General features: G+C 61.3%; 19 protein-coding genes. 4 read left to right on the top strand and 15 right to left on the bottom strand.

The genetic code is table 11. The annotated features are described in order from the left end of the window. Positions 1-14: 14 nt before the first annotated feature. Together rsmI and J3U87_RS14065 are read right to left on the bottom strand one after the other, a co-directional pair. On the bottom strand, positions 15-818 hold the full coding sequence (gene rsmI, locus J3U87_RS14070) for a 16S rRNA (cytidine(1402)-2'-O)-methyltransferase (RefSeq protein WP_237383685.1): 804 nt from the start codon (positions 816-818) through the stop codon (positions 15-17). Continuing rightward, positions 812-1,840, bottom strand: a complete 1,029-nt coding sequence (locus J3U87_RS14065; protein ID WP_237383684.1) for an RluA family pseudouridine synthase — start codon at positions 1,838-1,840, stop codon at positions 812-814. Before J3U87_RS14065 ends, rsmI begins: the two co-directional genes overlap by 7 nt. A 345-nt stretch (positions 1,841-2,185) precedes the next feature. Between J3U87_RS14065 and J3U87_RS14060 the strand changes: the two genes are divergently transcribed. Further along, entirely contained in the window at positions 2,186-2,746 is a 561-nt protein-coding gene (locus J3U87_RS14060) for a hypothetical protein (protein WP_237383683.1), read from the top strand. Positions 2,747-3,474: 728 nt separating this feature from the next. On the opposite strand, the gene J3U87_RS14055 is transcribed toward J3U87_RS14060, so the two are convergent. From J3U87_RS14055 to lnt, 3 genes are all read right to left on the bottom strand, one after another. After that, positions 3,475-4,560, bottom strand: a complete 1,086-nt coding sequence (locus J3U87_RS14055; protein WP_237383682.1) for an alpha-ketoacid dehydrogenase subunit beta — start codon at positions 4,558-4,560, stop codon at positions 3,475-3,477. A gap of 18 nt (positions 4,561-4,578) precedes the next feature. After that, positions 4,579-5,544 carry a thiamine pyrophosphate-dependent dehydrogenase E1 component subunit alpha gene (locus tag J3U87_RS14050; protein ID WP_237383681.1) on the bottom strand — a complete coding sequence of 322 codons (966 nt, stop codon included), beginning with the start codon at positions 5,542-5,544 and terminating at the stop codon, positions 4,579-4,581. A 351-nt stretch (positions 5,545-5,895) separates the two neighbouring features. Beyond that, positions 5,896-7,386 carry an apolipoprotein N-acyltransferase gene (gene lnt, locus J3U87_RS14045; RefSeq protein ID WP_237383680.1) on the bottom strand — a complete coding sequence of 497 codons (1,491 nt, stop codon included), beginning with the start codon at positions 7,384-7,386 and terminating at the stop codon, positions 5,896-5,898. A 203-nt stretch (positions 7,387-7,589) separates the two neighbouring features. On the opposite strand from lnt, the gene J3U87_RS14040 reads away from it, so the two are divergent. Next, the gene (locus tag J3U87_RS14040; RefSeq protein ID WP_237383679.1) at positions 7,590-8,381 is read left to right on the top strand and encodes a 1,4-dihydroxy-6-naphtoate synthase; all 792 of its coding nucleotides are present in this window, start codon (positions 7,590-7,592) and stop codon (positions 8,379-8,381) included. A gap of 1 nt (position 8,382) precedes the next feature. Here the strand turns inward: J3U87_RS14040 and J3U87_RS14035 are convergent, their stop codons facing one another. Beyond that, a complete protein-coding gene (locus J3U87_RS14035) occupies positions 8,383-8,910 on the bottom strand; it encodes a hypothetical protein (protein WP_237383678.1) in 528 nt (175 codons plus the stop codon). Between the two features lie 538 nt (positions 8,911-9,448). Between J3U87_RS14035 and J3U87_RS14030 the strand changes: the two genes are divergently transcribed. Beyond that, on the top strand, positions 9,449-10,102 hold the full coding sequence (locus tag J3U87_RS14030) for a hypothetical protein (RefSeq protein ID WP_237383677.1): 654 nt from the start codon (positions 9,449-9,451) through the stop codon (positions 10,100-10,102). Positions 10,103-10,117: 15 nt separating this feature from the next. Here the strand turns inward: J3U87_RS14030 and J3U87_RS14025 are convergent, their stop codons facing one another. Then, positions 10,118-11,317: a PP2C family protein-serine/threonine phosphatase gene (locus J3U87_RS14025; RefSeq protein WP_237383676.1), complete on the bottom strand. Its 1,200-nt coding sequence runs from the start codon at positions 11,315-11,317 to the stop codon at positions 10,118-10,120. 197 nt (positions 11,318-11,514) lie between these two features. Next, complete coding sequence (locus tag J3U87_RS14020; RefSeq protein ID WP_237383675.1) at positions 11,515-13,608, bottom strand: putative bifunctional diguanylate cyclase/phosphodiesterase; 2,094 nt, start codon at positions 13,606-13,608, stop codon at positions 11,515-11,517. A gap of 728 nt (positions 13,609-14,336) precedes the next feature. On the opposite strand from J3U87_RS14020, the gene J3U87_RS14015 reads away from it, so the two are divergent. Then, complete coding sequence (locus J3U87_RS14015) at positions 14,337-15,932, top strand: metallophosphoesterase (protein WP_237383674.1); 1,596 nt, start codon at positions 14,337-14,339, stop codon at positions 15,930-15,932. A 6-nt stretch (positions 15,933-15,938) separates the two neighbouring features. Here J3U87_RS14015 and thiD read toward each other — a convergent pair whose 3' ends face one another. The 7 genes from thiD to J3U87_RS13980 all read right to left on the bottom strand — a co-directional run bounded on the left by thiD (position 15,939) and on the right by J3U87_RS13980 (position 23,399). Further along, positions 15,939-17,441, bottom strand: a complete 1,503-nt coding sequence (gene thiD / locus J3U87_RS14010) for a bifunctional hydroxymethylpyrimidine kinase/phosphomethylpyrimidine kinase (RefSeq protein WP_237383673.1) — start codon at positions 17,439-17,441, stop codon at positions 15,939-15,941. After that, entirely contained in the window at positions 17,438-18,223 is a 786-nt protein-coding gene (locus J3U87_RS14005) for a thiazole synthase (protein ID WP_237383672.1), read from the bottom strand. The genes thiD and J3U87_RS14005 overlap by 4 nt, the downstream gene beginning before the upstream one ends. A 2-nt stretch (positions 18,224-18,225) precedes the next feature. Further along, positions 18,226-18,429: a sulfur carrier protein ThiS gene (thiS, locus tag J3U87_RS14000; protein WP_237383671.1), complete on the bottom strand. Its 204-nt coding sequence runs from the start codon at positions 18,427-18,429 to the stop codon at positions 18,226-18,228. Beyond that, complete coding sequence (gene thiO / locus J3U87_RS13995; RefSeq protein WP_237383670.1) at positions 18,422-19,588, bottom strand: glycine oxidase ThiO; 1,167 nt, start codon at positions 19,586-19,588, stop codon at positions 18,422-18,424. The genes thiS and thiO overlap by 8 nt, the downstream gene beginning before the upstream one ends. Positions 19,589-19,618: 30 nt before the next feature. Next, positions 19,619-21,478: a phosphomethylpyrimidine synthase ThiC gene (thiC, locus tag J3U87_RS13990; protein ID WP_237383669.1), complete on the bottom strand. Its 1,860-nt coding sequence runs from the start codon at positions 21,476-21,478 to the stop codon at positions 19,619-19,621. A 330-nt stretch (positions 21,479-21,808) separates the two neighbouring features. Beyond that, positions 21,809-22,501: a uracil-DNA glycosylase gene (gene ung / locus J3U87_RS13985; protein ID WP_237383668.1), complete on the bottom strand. Its 693-nt coding sequence runs from the start codon at positions 22,499-22,501 to the stop codon at positions 21,809-21,811. Positions 22,502-22,835: 334 nt separating this feature from the next. After that, positions 22,836-23,399, bottom strand: a complete 564-nt coding sequence (locus J3U87_RS13980) for a Smr/MutS family protein (protein WP_237383667.1) — start codon at positions 23,397-23,399, stop codon at positions 22,836-22,838. Positions 23,400-23,601 lie beyond the last annotated feature (202 nt).

Below are 23,601 nucleotides of genomic sequence, written 5' to 3'. Positions count from 1 at the left end.
GTGAATCGCGGCGCCTACTTGAGGCCCAATCGTTGGTAGAGCTCGCGCTTCGAAATGCGGTGGGTTTTGGCCAGGGCGCGCACACTCTGGGCCGGGGAGTTACCTTGTGCGAGCAGATCGCGATACTCCTCCTCCAAGCTTCGCGAACCCAGCTCGCCGGCGGCTACCGGCGCCACGACCAGCACCATTTCTCCCTTGATCACTTCCATCGCCGCGAGGATGTCGGCTGCCGTGCCGCGCAGCACCTGCTGGTGCAGTTTGGTCAACTCCCGACACAACGCGAGCTGCGTGTCGGGCAGGTTGTCACGCAGGAATTCCAAGGTGAACCGAATGCGACTGGGTGCTTCGAAGAACACCGCGGTCATCTCGAGGATCGCCAATCGATCCAGCATGGCCTTGCGCTTTTCCAACTTGGTTGGGAAAAAACCCAGAAAGCAGAACTGGTGGGGTGAAATGCCGGAGAGGACCAGGGCGTTCAGGACCGCCGAGGGACCGGGAATGACATCGATCGGCACGTCCAATTCCAACGCCAAGCGCACCAGCTCGTAGCCCGGATCACTGATGCCCGGCATGCCCGCATCACTTACGTAGGCCACCGTCTCGCCGGCTGCGAGATGCCCGCGAATGATCGCGAGAACGGGTTCCCCGGAGTGCTCGTGAAAGGCCGAGGAGCCACGATGGATGTCCAGGTGCCGCAGTAACTTGGCCGTTTGACGCGTATCTTCCGCGAATAGGTGGTCGGCTTTGGCCAACACCTGCGCCAATCGCGGCGAGGCGTCGCCCAGGTTGCCGATCGGGGTGGCCGCGAGAATCAGCACGATTCGCCCCGGGAGCCGATGGGTGTGGTTTCGCGGGCGGGCAGCGATACGAGGCCCGTGGCGGGATGGTTCGAATCCGGGGCACCGCGATCTCGCCACCATTGCCGGAAGGCTTCGCGCGCTTCTGCAGGGAGGCGGGACCACCAGATCTCCGGCGGCGCGACGCCGTAGTTGCCACCGGGAATTCGGCCCTGCTTGGGCCAGGCCAGCCCGGCACAGTGGAGCAGGAAGGCCGGTTTCGGCGGCGGTGCCGGTGTGTCTTCGGTGGGCGCTCCGTAGAGCGAGTCCCCGAGCAGCGGTAGGCCCACGTGGGCCAAGTGCACTCGAATTTGATGCGTGCGTCCGGTGTGGGGGATGGCCTCGATCAGGTGTAGGCCCCCGCTGGACCAAAGGCGGCGAAACACCGTGCTCGCCGGTTTGCCGTCGCCGTGGACTCGCTGACGCGTGCCGGTTTTCGTTCGCCAGGGGGCGATTGGCGCATCGACCGTCAGGGAATCCTCGCCGTGGGGCCAGTCGCCCTGAGCCACCGCCACGTAGGTTTTCACCACGTCACGACCCGAGAAGAGATCGGCGACATCCTTGTTGCGGTCGCGATGCCGGGTGAACAACATCAGCCCGGACGTATCCTGATCCAACCGATGATGTAGGCCCAGGTAACCATCCAGACCTTTTTTCAAGACCTCGAAGAATGCCATGTAATCGGCGTCCCGGCGACCCTGCGTTGGGAGCCCGGGAGGCTTGTTGGCCAGCAGGAAATCGCGGCGATCCAAAAGCACCCAGATCGGGTCGAAGGGAACCGGGTCGTAGACCAGGGGCAGGCGGTAGTAGACCGAAACCCGCTCGCCGTTTTTCACCGCGCGATCCGCTTGCTTGCAGCGATATTTGCCCAGGTAGGCGCCGCCCATGCGGATGATCAATTTCGAATCCGCGGCGGACTGGCCGGTCAATCGGGCGACCATGGCGGCCAGAGGCAGGTCCGCGCCCCGGTGCACACGCTGAACCTGTTTCAAAGGGGTACCCATTTTTCTCCAAATCCACTGGAAACCACGCCAATCGTGCGGCGCATCGCGCTTTTTTGGGCGCGTGGCTGGTATGATACCACTCTTCCAGCCAAAGCGCGGTGCCCAGAAACGCGCGATGCGGCCAGGGGTCGCGAGTCGCAGCGGGCCCTTCCTCCATCGAGGCCGGGTGTCCGCCGCTCGAGACGGTATGCCGCCGGGTCGACTCGACCTCCCGCAGACTCACACGACGAGATAGATGCCATGTCCTTCCGCTCTTATCTTTCAGCGTTATTCATCCGCTTCGAACTCCGTTCGTTACACACCCGGACCGGGGCCCCCGGGATCCACTGGTTCAGAAGGGCCGCGTTGTGCCTGACCTTCATCGCCTACCTCGGATGCACCACGGTGGGGACCTCGGGTCCGCCCGTCGCCAAATCGTCCTCGAATACCGGTAAAGACCTGGTGACGTTCGAGTTGCCCGAGAGCGTCCGGGCCAGGGCGCCCGAAATGCAGGATCACTTGTTCAAGCTGCTGCCGTTCAACAGCCCCGCCTACAAGGTTAAGCCGGACTGGGCGTTCATCGACGGGGAAACCAAGCACATCAGTCCGCTGAACGTGCTCGTCACCTGGCTGAACCTGTTCCACATCAGCTACTACAAGGATGGCAGCCTGGTGTGGAGCGGCAGCGTGATTCTGGGAGAGGAGCGCAGCACCCTTCTCAACGCCCGGAGCGGCTACGTCTGGGACCTGACCTACGACAAGGAGAAAGGCGGGTATCGGATCCACTTTCGCGACGAGGCGTTCGAGGTGGAGACGCACTTCGCGGCCGACCGGGATCACGTCGAGGAACTGGGTGAAGACGGTCAGCTCGTGTATTTCCACTACTACGTCTTTCCGAAGGAGCGCATGGTCCGGAAGACCGATTAGTCGGCGGGCGAACCGCATCGAGTGGGCGGTGCCCGCGGAGTTCCCAAAGAGCGGAGCCCAGAAGCCCGCTCAGCAGACCTTCTCCGAAGGGTACAATCTCGAAGAGCCCGCAAATCAAGAGAGAAATCAGGCCTGTAGGTTCATCAGCCTGATGAACCAATCGAAGCGACAAAAGCCACCGATTACGCCAAATCGAAAGAGCGGAGCTCATCAGCTCGTTTGGCAGATCCCCGTCGCAGGTTTCCTGATCGCAGTGCCAGGATCTCGAAAGTGTCGCCAGACCTGTGATTCCATCAGCTTGCCTAGCCAGTCTCCTTACCTAAAGGCGTTACATCGCTTTCGAGAATGCAGGAACTGCATTTGAACCTACTTCGTTGGGCGCGATCATGCGATGGGGTGCGCTCCGCTCTTTGGCATCGTCCACCAGAATTGCCTGGATCGCTTCGAAATGTCGGCCGAGCCGGCCAACTTACTGCGGCGCCGACGCTCTGGGCATGCGGGCACTCCTCGGGTGGGTCGCTTCGAAATGTCCATCGGGCCGATGGACCTACCTGGCACGACGACCCTCTCGGGATGCGGGCACTCCTCGCATTGGTGACTTCGAAAGGTCGGCCGAGCCGGCCAACCTACTGCGACGACGTCTCTCTCGGCATGCGGGAACTATGGAGCGAATCGCTCCGATAGAGGCGAAACGAGGCCCGAGCGGGCCTCGTTCGCGTGGCGACGCCTCAGGGCGCCTCGCCGCAAATGCCGCGAATTTGCGCGACGATGTCGTTCACCTGCGGAACCGATGCCTCTTCGTACGCCGGATGGAGGCCTACACCGGGAACGTCGGCTCCCGCCAGCAAACGCGGCTTGGCCACCAACTCGTAGAAACATTCGTCGGTCACCGTGCGCAAAATGTGCTCGCCGAAGTTGCACACCGGCGTGTCCTCGTTGAGAACCAGGCATCGACCCGTCTTGCGAATCGAGTTGAACACGGTTTCGCGATCCCAGGGATAGAGGGTCCGCATGTCCACGATTTCCACGTCGAGGCCGTCTTCCTTGGCGACCACGGCCGCCGCCTGCTCCGCCATGAAGACGTGGCGGGCGTAGGTGATGATCGAAAGATCCTTGCCTTCGCGGTGGATACGGGCCTTGCCGATGGGAACCTGGTAATCGGTCAAACCCTCGGGCCACTGGGGTCTCCAGGGCTTGCGGGTCTCGATGATGTCGTAGAGGGTCGGTCCCGGAGGCGCGTCGATCATCTTTTTCAACTCGCGCTCGTTCTCCGGCTCGCCCGGAATCAGGTCCTTGCCCTTGACCCGGATCAGGGCCTTGGGATAGAGGAACAGCACCGGGTTGGGTTCCTTGATTGCCGAGATCATCAGCCCGTAGGCGTCGATCGGGCGGCACGGCAACACGATTTTCCAGCCCGGGATGTGGGTCGCGATCGATTCGAAACTGTGCGAATGGTAAATGGAACCGTGGATGCCCGCACCGACGATGGTCATCACCACCATCGGCAGGTTGTATTGACCCATCGACGACCAGCACGAGTTGCCGGCCAGTTTCAGCAGGTCGATGGTGTTGAAGATGTAGTCACCGAACTGAATTTCGGCGACCGGACGTTCGCCGGCCAATGCCAGCCCGATCGCGGTCCCGATGATGCCGCGCTCGTCCAGTGGCGAGTTCCAGGCGGTTTTCAACCCCTGGCTGGCGGTGAAGACGCCGCCGAGCGGCGGCCCGACGTCCTCGCCGAACACGTCGGTCACTCCCAGATGCTCCTCGCCGTAGTGCAGGGCCATACGAATGGCCTGTGCCATGGTAGCCATAAATCCCCCAATCTTCCCTTAGGCTTCAGCGTAAATGTGCGTGAATACGTCGGCCGCGGTAGGCGCGGGCTCTTTGCGGATCTCGGCCAACAGGTCCTTCATGCGCTGGGTCTGTTCGTTGTAGACCTTGTCGAAATGCTCGGCTTCGATGATCTTTTGCTCGATCAACTTGTCGCGCCATTTGAACAGGGGATCTTCTTCGGATCCCTCGGGTACCCGGTTCGCGCCGGAACTGGAAGAGTGTCCGTGAAGACGTGACACGAACGCTTCCAGGAAGTACGGCTTGCGTTCCGTGCGACAGTAGTTGTAGGCCTCTTCCAGCGCGGCGTAGGATGCTTCCACATCGTTGCCGTTCACCAGTTTGGTTTTCATGCCGTAACCCGCGGCGATGTTGGCGATGTGTTCCTGCCCGTGAACTTCGTCGTAAGGCGTGGAGATGCCGTAGGCGTTGTTGGTGCAGATGAACAGCAGGGGCAGTTCCCAGCCGGGCAGGGTCGCCCAGTTGAGGCCCACGTGGAAATCGCCCTCGGCCGTGCCGGCATCGCCGAAGGTCACGATGGTGACACCGTCGCCGCCGTGGCGTTTCTGGGCCCGTGCGGTTCCGGGTGCGACGCTGCATTGGGTCTGGATGGTGGACGTGACCGGCACGACGTTCCACTCTTTGCGCACGTAATGGTTGCAAAAATTCCGACCGCCGGAGAAGGGATCGGTGATGCGGTTGTGCATCTGGCGCAATTCGTCGGCGGGGTCCATGCCCAGTGCGATCATGGTCGGGCCGTTGCGATAATGGAAATGGAAAAAGTCGTAGTCCAATCCATGACCCTTCTTGGCCAACAAGCCCAAGGGTACGTTGAAGGCTTCCTCGCCGATGCCCCCCAACCAAAAGAAGCCATCGGTGGATTTAGACATCTTGACCATGCGCTCTTCCATACAGCGGGCCTCGATCATCAAATCCAGAATCTTCACCTTTAAAGCGTTATCCATAAAAACTCACCTCGAGTCCAAAACCTCGTGTAACCTGTCCGGCGCTCACCGAACAAAAAATTGACACAGATTGACCGTGAGTCCCGGACGATCAAAAACGTCGCCGATCCAAGTATGACCGGACACGGTCCGGGCGCTGCCGGGCCTGCTCTCCAAGGGCGCGCGAATAGCTTCAGGGCGCGCGACCGTTGTGAATCGGCCCTCACGTCGTCGGAAAAGAGAAACCGAATCGACATAAACCCAAAAAGGAATCGTTACCAACGCTTCAATGTACCACAAGCCATCCGACGAAGGAAAGACGACCGCTTCGGGGGGATCGTCGCGGCCGCCGCCGTGGCGCGAACCGGTCGATCACGATGGTTCCCGTGCACGGCCGACCCAGCGGGTCAAGCCGACCGAAAGCCCCGTCAACCCGAGCAGGAAGGCCTGGGCCCAGGAAAATCGCGAGGTGCCCGGAGTCGTTGGAACGGGGACTTCGAAGATGGCGGTTTCTGCGGTGTACAGGCCGGTCGGATCGTGGACGACCCCGCGGCGGTCGATCCAACAACTGATCCCGGAATTGGTGGCGCGCACCATGGGAATGCCGTGCTCCGGTGCACGCCCGCGAATCATCTGCAGGTGCAGCGCACTGGCCTTGGTTTGGCCGAACCAGGCGTCGTTGGTCAGGTTCAGGATGGCGTGACCGCGGAACCGATCGACGTAATCGGGCAACAGGGCCTCGAAACACACGAGGGGAACGAAGTGCCGATCGCGCCACCGGAAGGCGTTGGTTTCGCGACCCGGTGCGAATCCGCCCATGTTGGGATCGAACCACCTCGCCCAGGAAAATACCCAGGGCAATTGCTCGCTGAACCAAACCAGCTTCTGCTTGCGGTAGACCTGGGGCTCGGCGCCGTCGGGCGTAAACATCCAGATCTCGTTGTAGTACTCGCCCGTTTCGGCCTTGCCGACGGTCCCGGTCACCAGGGGCGCGCCGAGCTCGCGACACAGGAACTGGAGCTGGCGTCGCTCGCGATCGAAGCCGGAAAGCACGAAAGACATCGCGGTCTCGGGCCAGACGACCATGTCCACGTCGCGGCCCTTGAGCCCCAAGGTGGGCCGCAGATGGGCGCCGACGCGCTCTTCCAGCGTGAGCCGGCCGCGCTTGGCCCAGGGAATCAGGTTGGGTTGAACCACGGCGATGCGCCAGGTTTCGGTGGGTACCTGACGATGAAAGGGCAGGCCAGTCAGGATCAGGACCAGCGGTGCGGCCACCGACAGGGCGAAACGGGACCTGCCCGACGCCTCGCGCCGGCGCATGCCCTCCATCAGCCCGGCCTGAAACCAGACGGCGAGGAAGCCGAGCCCGTGAACACCCCACAGGGCCACCGATTCGAACAGCCACGGAAGCGAGGCGAAAATGGAGCCGTAGTTCCAGGGGAACACGTAGGGAAACAGTCCCTTCTGCAAGAGCCACCAGGTGGCCGCGGCGGTCAGGGCGTGGCAGACGGGGGTCCAGTTCGAGGTGACGCGCGAACCGAGTTTTTGGGCCAGAAGTGGGTAGGCCCACAGCCAGAGCGCCAGGTCCAGGCCCTGGTAGAGCCAGAAGGCGGTGCTGCCCAGGGCCGCGATCCAGGGTGACAGGCCGCCGAAATCGCGAATGGTGTAGAACACCCAATAATAAGTGAACGCCTGGGTGAGGAATCCCGCGAACCACCCGATCAGGAATCGCCGAAGGGCGGAAAGGGTCCGCAGGTGAAGCAGGGGCATGAGTGCCACGAAGCCCAGGACCCCCCACTGGAAGGGAGCGACGGAGAAATTCAAAAAGACGGCGGCCAAAAGGCCGAGAGCGAGTATCTTCATGAGCCGCATAGTTTAGCGCGGATCGGGTGGGCTGTGCCAGGTAGGTTCATCCGCCGGATGAACCAATCGAAGCGATTCCGCCGAGGAGTTCCCGCATGTTGCGAGGGTCGGCGCAGCGGCAGGTTGGTTCGGTATCACGGCTTGACGCCCTCGCTCTTTTTGGCAGAATGGGGCACACGCCGATTCGGCACCCGAGGAGATTCATGCACAAACTCGCCATTTCTCCCTGCCCCAACGACACCTTCGCCTTCTACGGCCTGCTTCACGGCAAAACCGCTTACCGGGGCCGGTTGGAAACGACCTTTGCCGATATCGAGGAGCTGAACCGCCTCTGCCTCGAGGGGCACGTGGATTTTTGCAAAATCAGCTTCGGCGTCTATCCCGCTGTCCAAGACCGCTACCGCTTGTTGGAGGCCGGTTCGGCGTTGGGGTTCGGTTGCGGACCCTTGGTGGTCGCTCGCCACGAGCTGAGCCGAGCCGACCTGGCCGGCAAGCGCATCGCCATTCCGGGCCGGCACACGACGGCCGCGCTTCTGCTGGATCTCTATCTCGACGGCGACTACCAGCCGGTGGAAATGGTGTTCGACCGCATCATGCCGGCCTGTGCCGCCGGTGAGGTCGATGCCGGCCTGATCATCCACGAGTCGCGCTTCACCTACGACCGCCACGGCCTTTCCCGCGCCGTGGACCTGGGGGAATGGTGGGAGCACGAGACAGGTCACCCCATTCCGCTGGGCGGCATCGTGGCGCGTCGCGATCTGGATCCCGCCGAAACGGCCGCCTTCGATGCCGCACTCACCGCCAGCATCGACTACGCCCACGCGCACGACGCGGAGGTCGAGCGTTTCATGCGTCTGCACGCGGCCGAAATCGAGCGGGATGTCATGCAGCGCCACGTGGCGCTCTACGTCAACGCGTTCACGCGTGGGTTGGGAGCGCGCGGTCGGGCCGCCATCGAGGATCTCGCCGAACGCGCCGCCAAACTGAGAGGTTAGGTCAGGCCAGGGTGTCGATCGAAGTCGTGACTTCCTCGTTGGGGCCTTCGTTATCGGTGCTGTCGGCCGCTTCCGATTCCGTTTCGGCGGCTTCGGTGTCCTCGGCCTCGTCGGTGGCCGCGACTGCCTGACCTTCGGCGTCATCTTCCGCGACGGCCTCGGTATCGTCGCTCTCGGTATTCAGTGCGTTCAGGGCCTCGGCATTGTTGGACTCGGCAAAGACGTCGGCCGCGATCAGCGACGTCAGGTCGGAGGACGTGTCACTCGAGGTGCCGGAAGAAATCGTGTTGAGAATCGAGCCGTTGAACTCTGCGGCGGTAATGGCGCCGGCGACCTGGGGACTGGTCAGCACTTCATCGCTGAGGTTGAGCGCCTCGTTGCTGATTTCAACCTCGTCCTGGCCTGAATTCAACCCATCGTCGCTTTGGTCGATCCGGTTGCTTTCCTGGGTATCCTGGTTCTGGTTACCCGTGTTGAGGTTGGTAAGCAAATTGGCGGTGGTGTTGGTTCCGTCGATTCCCAGGCTCATGGTGACCTCCTCTGGGTTGTCCGGGCGCCTGCCGCTCGCGGCAGTTGGCATACCTGATTGGAAGTACATCTCAAAAAAGGCGCTTCTTCCAATTTACCGAGAATCGAAAAAGATCGCAAGTGTGCCCTTGTCACGAGTCGCTGTCGCCACGGTGGTTCCCTCCCGGAAAAAGGTCGGAATTTGGGGCGAATTGCCGAAATTCGATCATCAACCCCCACTCAACAAAGGTTTTCTCTCGCGATGGCCTCACCTTTGCCGCGTTTCATCCGATAGGTATATCAACTCGAGATGCGCGATCGGGCTTTTGCCCCTTGCAACGGTCGCACGAGACGGAGGCGCCATTGTCGCGTTCGATCACCCCGGCGGTGGCGGCGATGCAGGCTCAGGCCCTTATGGATCGTTCCTCGTCACCGAAACCCGGTGGCCACTCGCTCGAGTCAGGTCTTTGCTCCTTCCCTTTTCGAAGGGCTCCACAGCGCGGTCCCCGAATCCCTCGATTTCATCGCTCGCCGCCCACCAGACATCCAGGGAGGCCAACATGTTGGAAATTTTTTTCGGTTCCAAGATCGAAAAGGAACTCAAACACCTGGTAAAAACGGCGCCGGAGTTGGAGGTTCGCTACGCCGGTGAGGAAAATTTCACCATCTCCCAATTGCGCCGGGTGTATCGGGACTCGATCGTCATTTCCGGATTTTCAGGCCAGCTCCGAAAAAAAGAACTGGAAGTGCGCATTCTCGCCAATATGGCCACCTTTCAGACGACGGTCATCAAGACCGGCACCGATCAAGTGGGCCTGCCCATCTTTTACTGTAAGATTCCCGCCAAATTCAAGGCTGGATCGGCCGCTGCCCGCAAACGCTACCACGTTTTTCCCGAGGGGAAGATCAGGGTGCTGCTCACCACCAACCGGGGCGAGAAGGGTGTGGAATTACCAATCTGGGACATCGGTGAGGGCGGCATCTCCATCCTCAACACCAGCGATGTCGGATTCAAATTGGGCACCAAGCTCTATCAGAGCCTGGTGACGATCGGTTCCGGGAGCCAGCAGCTCATCGATCTTCAGATCATCAACATCAAGAAGCAGGTGGAAGGCGGCAAGGCCTACCAATTGATGATGTGCCGTTACCAAAAGCAACCGCGTGCCATGAATGAAATCATCAACGCGGCCAAGAGCGTCAGTCCCAAGCGGTAGCGCGGCGTCGTCGCCTCAGCTCCGGCGACCCAGGGTGAAACCCAACATGCTCAAGTCGTCGTTGGGGGTGGTGCCGTCGGCGAATCGTCCCAGGTGGCGCAGGATTTCGTCGATGGCCGATTCGGCGTCGCGACAGGGGCAATACTCCAACAACTGGCGCAACTTGTTCAGGCCGAACATGCGTCCTTCGGGGTTCGTCACTTCGATCACGCCGTCGGTGTAGGTGAGCACGTAATCTCCCGGCACCAACTCAAAGGATTCCTCCTGGTAGACCGCATCTTTGAAAATGCCGATGGGCGGTCCGCCCTTCTCCTCGAATAGTGCCACATTCTGGCCGGAAATGTGGATCGGTCCGGGATGCCCGGCGCGCACGAAGCGAAAGGTACCGGTGGCGATTTCCAGAATGCCGTACAGGAACGTAAAGAACTGGCCCGACTGCTCCATGACCGGGAACCGCTGGTTCAATTCCCGGGCGACATCCACCACGCTGGGGACCTCGTAGTAGGGCGGCACCTTCAGCGGACGTTTGAGAATACCGCCGTATTGGCCGAAGGGTGTCAGCACCCGACTCAGGGTCACGGACAGCAGGGCCGCCTGCACCCCGTGGCCCGACACGTCGAGGATGTACATGCCCATGCGGTGTTCGTCGAGGTAGAACACGTTGAGCATGTCCCCGGCGACGGCGTCGCAGGATTGAAAGGCCCAGGCCGGACGGACGCCGCGGATGTTGGGTGCACGTTCGGGCAGCAACGAGCGTTGGATGCGACCGGCGGCCTCGAGATCGCGCTTCATGCGTTCGTTGGCGGTGGTCAGGTCGGACAGGCGCTCCGACAGGTTCTGTTCCAGCCTGGCGATGCGCTCGGCGACTCGGAGCTGAGCCTGGAGCTCCATCAAACTCAGAGGTTTGGTCAGAAACGCATCGGCTCCCGCCTCCATGCCCTTGAGCAGGTCCTTCTTCTCGTCGCGCGCGGAGAGCATGATGATGTGAATGTGCTGGTCGCGCTTGACCCCGCGCACGCGGTGGCACAATTCCAGGCCGTTCATGCGCGGCATCATCCAGTCGGTGACCACCAGGTTCAGATCGGAATGCTTGACGAAGGCATCCCAGGCCTCGGCACCGTCCATCGCGGAGATGACATCGTATCCCCAACGGCTCAAATTGTGTTCCAACACCTGGCGGGTGATGCGGTCGTCGTCGGCAATGAGGATCTTCAAGAAGGACCACCTGTACCTCGACCCGTGGCATGTCCGTCGCGAAGCGGGGACGGGGGACAAGGTCTCGTTATCTATTTATGTCGCGAAGTTGGTGAAATGCTTGAGTTTCGAACCGCATTTCCGCGATTGGCCGCAGTACCGCCGTTACGGCGCTCCTGATTCCTTACGTCGATGCCCGGCGGGGCCTCGATTCCGGATTATGCCGTGGCCGAGATACCTGTCTGGGTGCGGAAAAAGCGTTCGAACTCGTGGTTGGGGAGCGGATGGCTGAACAGGTATCCCTGTACCAGGTCGCATTCGCAACTCGCGAGGAAACCCAACTGCTCCAAGGACTCGACCCCTTCACCGACCACTTCGATGTCGAGTTTGTGGGCCATGGTGATGATGGCCTCGGCCAGAAGGGCGTTCTGGGCCTGTTCCGGAAGGCGGCGCAGGAAGGTGCGGTCCAGCTTGAGCGAGCGAATCGGCAGGTGGGTCAGCCAGGTGAGCGAGGCCGGATCACTGCCGAAATTGTCGAGGATCAGGTTGACATCCATGCTCGAAAGCTCGCGCAGGACCTCGTAGCGAGGGTCGCCGTCCATCATGAAGCGGGTGTTGATTTCCAGAGCCAACTGGTTGGGCGAGAGACCCGATTCACTGAGCACGCTCTGGACGTGGTCTTTCAGTTTCATCTCGAGGCACTGGCGATTGGAGAGATTGATGCTCAGCACGATCGGTGGCAGGCCGCTGTCCTGCCACTGCTTGGCCTGGGCACAGGCGGTCTTCAACACCCAGACCCCGATTTTCGAAATCAGCCCGTTGGATTCGGCCAGGGGCAGGAACTGAAGCGGCCCGAGTAGGCCGCGCGTGGGGTGGCGCCACCGCAGCAGGGCTTCCACGCTGACGATGCGATTGGTTTCCGGATCGATCACCGGCTGGTAGTGAAGCACGAACTCGTCCCGTTCCAACGCCTGATTCATCTCCTTTTCCAGGCGGATGCGTTCCATGAGGCAGCGGTTCATGTTGCTGGTGTAGAACCGCAGGGCGTTTTTGCCCGATTCCTTTGCCTCGTACATGGCCGTGTCCGCGTGCTTCAGCAGTTCGTCCACGTCTTCGCCGTCGTCGGGGTACATGGAAATCCCGATGCTGCCCGAAATGCGGATCGCCTCGCCCTCGATCTCGAAGGGCTCGGCCAACCGCTTGAGGATCTTGCGCGCGACGCTTTCCGCACCACCCGAGTCGTTGAGCTCGGTCAGGATGATGATGAACTCGTCGCCGCCGAGTCGCGCCACCGTGTCGGACTTGCGTACGCAATCCTGTAGGCGGGCCGCGGTGAGTTGGAGCAGGCGATCGCCGGAACTGTGACCCAGGAAATCGTTGACCCACTTGAAGCGATCGAGATCGATGAACAGGATCGCCAATTGACCGCCGTACCGCGCGACCGTTTTCATGGCCTGAATCAGGCGGTCGTGAAACAGGATGCGGTTGGGAAGGTCGGTCAACGGATCGAAATTGGCCTGATGAAACACCATCTCTTCGGTTTGCTTGCGCTGGTGGATGTCCTGAATCATGCCGGCGGCACCGCGGGGACGGCCTTGCCCATCGCGAAAAAAAGACCGCGCGCCCACGTTCAGCCAGCGGTATTCACCGCTTTTGTGCAGAAATCGGAACGAGGCATCCAAGTCGTGCTCGGTACCTTCGACAAAGGCTCGGCAGGCTTTGAGCAGGCCTTCCAGATCCTTGGGATGGACCCGCTCTCGAGCCCAGCTCCAGAGCTGGTCGAAAGGTGGCAAATCGTCCGGTTGAAAACCCGCGAGATTTGCCGAGCGGGGGCTCAGGTAGCCGCGCGATCCGTCCGTCGCGACCTCGAAATAGCCGGCGTCACCGGCCTCGAGCGCTAGCTGCATGCGCGTGTCGCGGCCCTCCCCGAATTGGGTTTGGGCCGGCTCCCAGGCCTTCAGGTGGTTGAGGACCTGTTGCCGGTAGTGGCCCTCGCCGTCCTTGACCAGCCCCGTGCCCAACCGATCCCGAACGACCGGGTACAACGAGGCCTCCGCTCCGGGCTCCGCCAAAAAAATGATGTGGGCCCATGGTGGGCGCCCGCCAAAGCGCGGCAGATGGTCCGATACCATGGCAAGGGGGACGACGACCACGTCGAAGCTGCCACCGATCACCTCGGCTTCGACCTCTTCGAAGCCGGGCACCTCGCTGACCAGAGCCGAAGGCATTTCGTCCATCACGAATCGATGAAACGCCTTGCTCTCTTCGGGGCTCGGTTCAATCAAAAGCAATTTGATCGGACCTGCTGCCATGGCGCGCCCTCCTTGGGTGAGGATGCCGGAATGGAAGCGGGGTGCTCCACGATGATTGGCGGACAAGAACGATGAATGGAGATGGTGCCTGGATGAATGGGAACGGTACGGTGGATCGTGGCAGAATGGTGCGTGGCGTCTAGGTCAAAATCAAGACGACCCATGTATCACATGACCATCAGGCGATGGCTGAAGGCCAAGTGCGAAGAATGCTCGATGGAATCCGGGTTGTCTTGCAGTTACAGATCGTGAAGAACATAATAGCGCTTTGTTGTGTTTTTTTTAAGTCTCAAAATTGACGTATGACTTCTTTTTGGATTTAAATTTATTGCACTTTGGAGTTAATTTTTTAAAAAACGAACGACATAGGCTTTGCGAAAGATCGTTTGTGTTCTTGAAAAAAATAATGATAACCACTGCGAAACCCCGATGAGCTCGAAATACCCAACTTTCTCCCGTTTCGGGCCCTGGTGTGTCTCGCTTGGCCTTCTCGGCGATCGGCTCGTGTTGCCGCCATCTTGGGTCCTGTTTTCCCGATACGTCAACAAGACCTCGAACCGCGGTCTCTTCGTAGTCGCTCCTTGAAAAACCTCGTTGATTCTCGCCGTCGTCTGATTCATGATGGGAACGCCCGCATCACTTCCAGTACCCGATGACACGGTGGAATTCGAGAGGGCCAACCGTCATGTCGAGACCGCTACCTTCTCCTTTCCGACCGGGAGTCAACCATGGATCAACCCACCGTCACCCTTCCCGAACATCGCAGTGCCTATCACCGGACGATCGTCATCGGTGATATTCACGGTGATCTGGACATCATGCTGCAGAGCTTGAGCGAAAAGAAGTTGTTGCATTACGACGGTGACGTGGCCGGGGTGATTCAGGTGTTGAAGGAGGGATTGACCGAGGATCACCTGGAGGACCTGGAGACGATGGTGATTCGCCAGGAACCGCGCTGCCAACTGGTGTTTCTGGGCGATTTGGTGGATCGCTACCATCACGGCTATCACGCCGTTCAGTTTTTGAAAAAGGTGCGCTGGCATCGATTCGGAATCGACCTGATCGTGCTGTTGGGGAATCACGACCTCCACAATCTTCAGTTTTTCGTGAACCCCTACGCCGCCTACCAGTTGTACAGCGAGAGCGAACATGCGCTCGAAGAGGTGATGGATTTCATCGGGCGGATGGGGCTGCCCCAGAGCCTCGACAGTTTTTTCGACCTGCATCGCGACGAAATCGAAACGGTTCAGCGCGATTTCTACCGGACGGGCCGGCTCGAATGGCCGTTGCCCTATGGTTCCCTGGTGCTCTCCTACCAACGGGATTTGTCGCTGTTGGCCGATTACCGCGGCGAAACCCTCGAGGATCTGTGGACATACCTGAAGCGCGCCGCGGAAGCCTTCGGGTTCTCCTGGCAGCCGCACATCAATTGGATGGAGGGGATCAACGCCTTCACCGACCGGTTGGCGTTGTACGAGGGCGGCCAGACTGCCTGGAACTGGTGGGACATCGCACCGCGCCTCTCGGAGGAACTCACCGAAAACGCCTTCGGCGGTTACGATCCCAAACTCCGCTACTTCAATATTTGGCGCAGAGATGTGGAACGGGGCGGCAAGCCGCTACCCTTCGTGGACGTGCTATTGGTCGACTGGCGCGTGATCTCGCTGGTCTGGCGCAAGCACTACGGTTCTTTTTTCCGCCGGATGAAGGTCCTGCATCTGGACGGCAACAACCTCTATGCCCACGGCGGCATTTCGCCGCAAACGATGGTCGACAGCCAGGGATTCGGTGCGCTGTATTCGTTGTCGCGCGGGCTGTTCCTCAAAGAAGCGGACGAACGGCGCTTTGGTTTGAAACGAACGGTTCAGCGCTGTAACCGTCTCGCGCGCCAAGTCATGGACAATGCACTCAATGACCTGAGTTTCACCGGGATGTGCGGCACCGAGATCATCGATGCCATCGGCCAATGGCGCGGCGGCCGACGAGGCTTCACGGAGTTCGGCGGCTTCCTGTGGGCGGATTTCGAGTTCCTGCGCACCTCCGTTCGCGGCAATCAGGCCATCGCGCAACTGTACCGCGAATTCATCGATGCCAGCGGTTTGCGGCGCGTCGTGTGTGGACACACGCGATTCCAGGATCACGGCGACCCGGAGTTGCGCTACCTGCGCATTCGCGAACTGTACGACATGGGTCTCGATTACATCTGTGTGGACAACAGTTGTTCGCGCGGCTACCGCATGGAACCGGTACGCAACGGCATCGAGATCAATGCCGACGGCGAGATTCTCGGTCCGGGCAAGGATCGGGTCCAGTCTCCCTGGTGAACGGAATCATTCGAAGCATTGCAACCATTGGCGAGCGGCGCCTTCGGGGTCCTCGGCTTCGGTGATGGCGGTAATGACCGCGATGCTGTCGGCGCCGGCGGCCAAAACCCGATCGACGTGGTTCAGTTTGATGCCCCCGATCGCCACGAGCGGGAAACCGAGGCTGCGGCGCCAGCGTGCCAATGCGGCCAGGCCCTGGGGGGCGAAGCGCATGACCTTGGTCTGGGTGGAGAATACGGGCCCGATGGCCATGTAGGAAGGATGAACGGCGAGGGCCCGGGCCACCTCGTAATAGCAGTGGGTGCTGACTCCCAGACGGAGGCCGGCCTTGCACAGGCGGGCCAAATCGGCGTGCGGTAGATCCTCTTGGCCGAGGTGGACACCATAGGCGTCGAACCGCAGGGCCAACTCCCAGTAGTCGTTGACGAAGAGGCGGCAATTGTAGTGTTTGGAAAGCTCTACCGCCCGGTGGATTTCGTTTTCCAGGGCGGCACCCGTCAGGTCCTTGATGCGCAACTGGATCGTGCTCACCCCGAGGGGCAACAACCGTTTCATCCATGCGACGCGGTCGACGATGGGATAGAAGCCCAGTTGACGCGGCCCACAATCGGGGAATCGCAAGCGGTTGCGCCCGCTTTCCGCATCGCTGGTCATCCAGGGGAGATCCGCTTCTCGTTCCGGCCAGGCGCCTTGCAGCACGGGCCCTGGACCCGAGCCCTGGGGTCGCGCATCGCGGATGGCGGCGGTGATGAAGGCTTTGCCGATCACCAGGGCGTCGGCGAGTTCGTAACCCAATGCGACGGCCGCGGCGATGGCTGCGGATAGCGTACATCCCGAACCATGGGTATGGGGTGTTTCGATCCTCGGCCCGGTCAGCCAGAACGAGGCGGTTCCGTCGCTGAAATGATCCTGGCTGAACGGCGCGTCGCCGTGTCCGCCCTTGATCAGGACGGCGCGAGCCCCCAGCGCCCGCAGTTGCACGGCCGCGTGTTCCACCTGGGCCGGGGTTCGCAGCCGGCGACCCAGCAGGGCTTCGGCTTCCGGCAGGTTGGGGGTGATCAGGTCCGCTCGCGGGAACAGGGTTTCGACCATGACCGAACGGGCCTCCGGCGCCATCAACGAGCTGCCGCTGGTCGCCACCATGACCGGATCCAGTACCACGAAGGCGTCCGTCTGGTTCAATCGTTCGGCCACCGCCCGAATGACGGCGGCATCGCCCAACATGCCCAGCTTGATCGCCGCCGCCGGAAGATCTTCGACGAGCGCCTGCCATTGGTAATCCAACATCGACGGCTCGGTCAGGGCCACCGCGGCCACGCCGCGCGTATTTTGTGCGGTGAGTGCCGTGATGACACTGCAGCCGTGCACGCCGAGTGCGAAAAAGGTTTTCAGGTCGGCCTGAATGCCGGCCCCGCCGCCGGAGTCGGAACCGGCGATGGTCCAGCACACGGGCAGGGATGGGAGCGAGGCGCCCGAGTGCGAGGAGGCGTCCTCGGAAGGTTCGGTCATGAAGGCTCTCCGTGCCAGAAGGGTGTGCCCACGGTCGGCGTACTGGGATTGGCGAAATCGCGTTTGGGCATGATGCCGGACTCGTAGGCCATGCGACCCGACTCGACCGCGAGCGCAAAGGCGCGGGCCATGACCACCGGGTCCTGTGCCAGGGCCACGGCGCTGTTGATCAAGATCCCGTCGTAGCCCATTTCCAGGGCGCGGGCCGCATCACTGGGGCGTCCGATGCCCGCATCGATGATCAGGTTGATGTCGGGCAGGCGCTTGCGAATCATGTCCAGGTTGAAGGGGTTCAACAGGCCCTGACCGGAGCCGATCGGCGAGGCCCAGGGCATGACGGTGCTGCAGCCGGCCTCGGCCAGCCTGGTGCACAACACCAGGTCGTCGGTGGTGTAGGGAAACACCTCGAAGTCCTGGCTGATCAATTCGCGCGTGGCTTCCACCAGACCGATCGGGTCCGGCTGGAGATTGTAGGTATCGCCGATCACTTCCAGCTTGATCCAACGCGTGTCGAACAGCTCGCGCGCCATTTGTGCGGTCGTCACGGCTTCCTTGACCGAATGGCAACCCGCGGTGTTGGGCAGAATGTGCAGGCCCAGGTCGCGCACGTAGTCCCAAAAGGCGCGACCGCCGTCGCTGTCCGGCGCCTGGCGGCGAAGTGAAACGGTGATGACCCCGGCGCCCGAGGCCTCGATCGACCGACGCATGATCTCGGGTGATGGATAGAGCGCGGTGCCGATGAACATGCGGCTGTCCAGTGCCGCGCCGCCCACGTGCCACATGTTCAGCCTCCCTGCATCGGCGACAGCACTTCCAATGCCTCGCCGCCTTCGATATGAAATGCCTCGTATTGGTGACGCGGTACGAATCGACCGTTGATCGCCACCGCGAAATGACGCCCCTGGAATCCAAGTTCGTCCAGAGCCTTGCGCAGCACGCAGGGCGCCGGCAATGGTTTGGGTGTCCCGTTGACCGTCAGCTCAATCATGGGTAACTCCTCCAATGGGTGCGGCTTGGGCGTTATTAGATGGCGCGGTTTCGCCACTGGATCCGTCGCTGTCGGACGCAGGGTCCGGTGTCGCCGTCGTTTGGACCACCTCTTCGAATCGAGGCGATCGGTCTTCGATCAAGTCTACCGCGATTTCGGCCAAAATCGGGGCTACCAGATAACCGTGGCGGTAAAGGCCGTTGATCTCCGCGAGGCCTTCCTGGTGCAGCACCTTCGGATCGTTGTCGGGCAGGGCGGGCCGGCAGTGCACGGCACTCTCCAGCACGTTGGCTTCGCCGAACGCGGGATCCAGGCTGTAGACCGCCGACAGCAGTTCCAAGGCGGACCGTACGGTCAGGGCGCCCATGTCCTCGCTCTCGATTTGGGTGGCCCCCACGATGAAGTGGTGGTCGGGTCGGGGAGCGATGTAGATCGGGTAACGAGGGTGCATCAGCCTGACGGGGCGGTGCAGGTCCACCTCGGGTGCGTACAGGCGCAGAAGCTCGCCGCGCACGCCGCGCAGGGACGGCATCCGCCCACGTGCACCCAGGCCGCGACAATCGACGACCGTGTCGAAGCGGTGGATGCCGCGCGAGGTGTCCAGAACGCCGGGTTCGACGCCATGGACTTCGGTTTCCGACAGCCAGGTGACATCGAGGTGACGCAGGGCCTCGGCCAGGGCGGGTAACAGTTCGCGCGGTTCCAACTGGCCCTCGTTGGGGAAAAAGAGCGCGCGACCGAACCGCCGGGCGAGGGTGGGTTCGCGATCGGCCAGGGCGGCTGCGTCCAATGACTCCATCTGAGCCGGATCGTCCAGTTTTCGCTGAACGCGCCCGCGAAAGGCCTCCAAGTCGTGGAGATCTTGGCGGTGAGCCGTGACCAGGCTACCCGTCATCTGGAAAAACACAGGTTTCGGCAGTTGCGGCAACCAGTGGCCCCAGAGTTCCAGCGAGGCCGAACCCATGCGGGCCACAACCGGCTCGGCTTTTTCCTGCTCGGCAAAGGGCGTCACCATGCCGGCTCCGACATACGAACAACTGTCTCGACCGGACAGGGTATCGCGATCGACCAGAGTCACGCGGTGACCGGCTCGCGCCAGTCGCCAAGCCAGGAGACGGCCCATCAATCCCGCGCCGGCAATGCCTACCGTTCGTTTCAAGCGGACTCCCGTTTCCTTCATACGCCCGATTCAGTCGACCGGGACGTAGACCTCGGAGCCCTTGGCGCGGAACTCGTCGGCCTTTTCCTGCATGCCCTGCTCGAGGGCGTGGTCGACATCGACCTCACGTGATTTCGCGAAGTCGCGTACATCCTGGGTGATTTTCATGGAGCAGAATTTCGGCCCGCACATGGAGCAGAAATGAGCCACCTTGGAGGATTCCTTGGGCAGGGTTTCGTCGTGGAACGACCGCGCCGTTTCCGGATCGAGCGCCAGGTTGAACTGATCTTCCCAGCGGAACTCGAATCGCGCTTTCGACAGCTCGTCGTCCCAGGCCCGTGCGCCGGGATGGCCCTTGGCGACGTCGGCGGCGTGGGCCGCGATCTTGTACGTCACGATGCCGGTCTTGACGTCGTCGCGGTTGGGCAGTCCCAGGTGTTCCTTGGGGGTCACGTAGCACAGCATGGCCGTGCCGAACCAGCCGATCATGGCCGCGCCGATGCCGGAGGTGATGTGGTCGTAGCCCGGTGCGATGTCCGTCGTCAGGGGGCCGAGCGTGTAGAAGGGTGCCTCGTGGCAATCTTCCAGTTCCTTTTCCATATTGACCTTGATCAGGTGCATCGGCACGTGGCCGGGACCCTCGATCATGACCTGGACATCGTGGTTCCAGGCGATTTTGGTCAGCTCGCCCAGGGTTTCCAGCTCGCCGAACTGGGCGCCGTCGTTGGCGTCCGCCAGGGAGCCCGGGCGCAGGCCGTCACCCAGCGAAAAGCTGACGTCGTAAGCCTTCATGATCTCGCAGATCTCTTCGAAATGGGTGTAGAGGAAATTTTCACGGTGGTGCGACATGCACCATTTGGCGAGAATCGATCCGCCGCGCGACACGATGCCGGTCACGCGGTGCTGGGTCAGCGGAATGTAGCGCAGCAGCACGCCCGCGTGGATCGTGAAGTAGTCGACCCCTTGCTCCGCCTGCTCGATCAGCGTGTCGCGATACAGTTCCCAGGTCAGTTCTTCGGGAACCCCGCCCACTTTTTCCAAGGCCTGGTAGATGGGGACCGTCCCGATCGGGACGGGCGAGTTGCGCAAAATGTAGTCGCGGGTGGTGTGGATGTTCTTGCCGGTGGAAAGGTCCATCACCGTGTCGGCACCCCAGCGGGTGGCCCACACCATTTTCTCCACTTCTTCTTCGATCGAGCTGGTGACGGCCGAATTGCCGATGTTGGCGTTGACCTTGACCAGGAAATTGCGACCGATGATCATGGGCTCGATTTCGGGATGGTTGATGTTGGCCGGAATGATGGCACGCCCGGCGGCAATTTCCTGCCGCACGAATTCGGGGGTGATCTCGTCGGCGATCTGAGCGCCGAAAGCGTTGCCGCGCAGGCGATGTTCGCGTTCCTTGCTCGCCAGGTCCTTGGCTTCGCGGCGCTTCATGTTCTCGCGAATGGCGATGAATTCCATTTCCGGCGTGACGATGCCCTTGCGGGCGTAGTGCATCTGGGTCACGTTCTGGCCGGGCTTGGCGCGGCGTGGTTGGCGGACCAGGCCGTCTTCGGTGGCTACGTGCCTGGCGGTTTTGGTATACCCGTTGTCTTCCGGACGCAAATTGCGGCCCTGATAGGTTTCGCTGTCGCCACGGGCTTCGATCCAGGGGGTGCGCAGGGGAGCCAGCCCCTTGGTGGGATCGATTTTGACCGCCTGATCCGTATAAGGCCCGGAAGTATCGTAGACCTTGAAGGTTTCACCGTTGGTCAAAGCGATTTCGCGCATCGGTACGCGGACATCCGAATGAATGCGACCGGCCACATAGGTCTTGGTGGATGCCGGTAAAGGGTCCGTCGTGATTCTTGCGCCCGCGCTGATGACCGCGCTTTCGTTTTTCGCCATCGATCTGCTCCTTCGTTAAGCCGCTAGCCTGGGATCGGAGTGGGAATGATCCGCTCCGAAAATGGGGTTAGCGCGACATTAAAGCAGATAGCATAGCATTTATCCAAGCTAAGTTGTGGTCAAGCGGAGCGGCTCGCGGTGCCAGGAAAGAGGCGTCGTATCCGGTTCTAAAACCGAAGCGTCGCCACGCCGAATCAACGAAAAGAAGAGCGCGACAATCGAGAACGAATCGAAGCCGAAATGTGGATGCGGCGTGCCGCCGAAGCGACGGTTTCAAAGGGACCTCCCCCTGAAACCCTGGTTGCCGTCCAACTCGGGTCCGGGCCGCGATCAGGCCGGCAATTGCCAGTCGATGGGTGTGTCGCCGCGCCGTTCCAGATGGTGATTGATGGCGGCGAAGTGGCCGCACCCGAAAAAGCCGGAGTGGGCGGAAAGCGGTGAGGGGTGCGGCGCGCCCAGGATGAGGTGTTTGTCGCTATCGATACGGCCGGCCTTGCTGCCGGCATGGCGGCCCCACAATACGAAGACCAGTCCTTCGCGATTCTCGTTCAGCACGTCGATGATCCGGTCGGTGAACGTTTCCCAGCCGCGTCCGGCGTGCGATTTGGCTTGGCCGGCGCGCACGCTCAAGGTGGTGTTCAACATCAGGACCCCTTGCTTGGCCCAGTGACTCAGGTCGCCGTGCGCCGCGGGCGGAATGCCCAGGCTTTGCTCCAGTTCGGCGTACATGTTGCGCAGCGAGGGCGGCACGGGGATGCCGCGATTGACCGAAAAACAGAGCCCGTGGGCCTGGTTGGGTCCGTGATAGGGGTCCTGGCCCAAAAGCACGACCTTGACTTCGTGAAAAGGCGTGGTGTTGAGCGCGTTGAACATCAAAGGTCCGGGCGGATAAACGCGATAGCGTTTTTTCTCTTCGACGAGAAATGCCTTGAGTTGGGCCATGTAGGGTTTCTGAAACTCGTCGCCGAGCGCTTCGAGCCAGGATTCCTCGAGTTGGGGTCGCTTGGTTTCTTCCTCAGTCAAATCCTTACTCCATGATGGGGTTTTTCGTAATACTGCGAATCTTACCAGGCTTTGTGCGCCGGTGCACCCCGCCTGCCCCAGGGTTTTTTCCGGGTCGTCCCCATCTCGGCCGGAAACCGAGGGTCGCCTTGTCGGCACGGCCCGATCCTCCATCGGAGCCATGGGCAAGACCTGGGAAATGCACGCTAGGAATGCGTTGCAGATATGAATCGCCGACGGATGATGACGATAAGCATGTTTAAAATAAAGTATTTGAGTGCCGCATTCAGCGTGCAATGAAAGTGTTGCTTTTCAGTGCATCAAATTCATTGCATAACCCGTCATCGCGGGCGGATCACGCCTCGCGCAGGTACAGAATGAAGGCGCCGCGACCGCCGTAGGCCCGTGGTGCTTCCGCGTAGGCGCGTACGAAGCGGCGTCCGGCCTGAATGATCCACTGCTCCACTTCGCGTTTCAGGATGCCGATGCCGCCTTTGGAGTGCAGGCCCTTCCCGGTGATGACCATGACGCTCTTCCGGTTGTGGGTAAAAGCTTGGGTCACGAACGCCTGGAGCCGGGCGAGCGCGGGGTCCAGGCGCATGCCGTGGAGGTCCAGCACCTCGTCGGGCTCCGGTTTGCGGTCCTTGCGATGTTTGATGCGCCGAAAATCCCGACCGGCGGGCTCCGGGATCGCTTCGTCCTTGCGCGGTACCGCGTCTCCCAAATTGGCCATGGCATCCAGAAAAAGGGCGGAATCTTCTTCGGTGAGGTCGGGTTCCTCTTGTAAACGTTGCACTGGCGCGTAGGTCTCGTAGGACGGCGTGGCGGTGGATTCTTCCTTGGCCGGTTTCGCCCGCTCGTCGATCGGTCGTACACCGATGGCGGCCATCAGTTCGGAGAAATCGGGATCTCGACTCATGGTTCCCCCGTGTTACCCCCGTTTTCGCGTGTCGCGGAGCGGATCCGCGCCGAGCCATTATGCCACAAAAGCCGGACCGGACGGTTGCCGACGGGTCCGGTGCGCCAGTGAATCCACTTTGGGGCTCAGGTCCGGGTTGTGCTTGACAGCCTGCGTCGCTAGAGTTTATAACGGCCTGCTAATCTTGCATCACACGTCTCGC

Source organism: Sulfidibacter corallicola, assembly GCF_017498545.1.
Classification (GTDB): Bacteria; Acidobacteriota; Holophagae; order Acanthopleuribacterales; family Acanthopleuribacteraceae; genus Sulfidibacter; species Sulfidibacter corallicola.
This window is presented reverse-complemented; position numbering and strand designations above follow the sequence as displayed.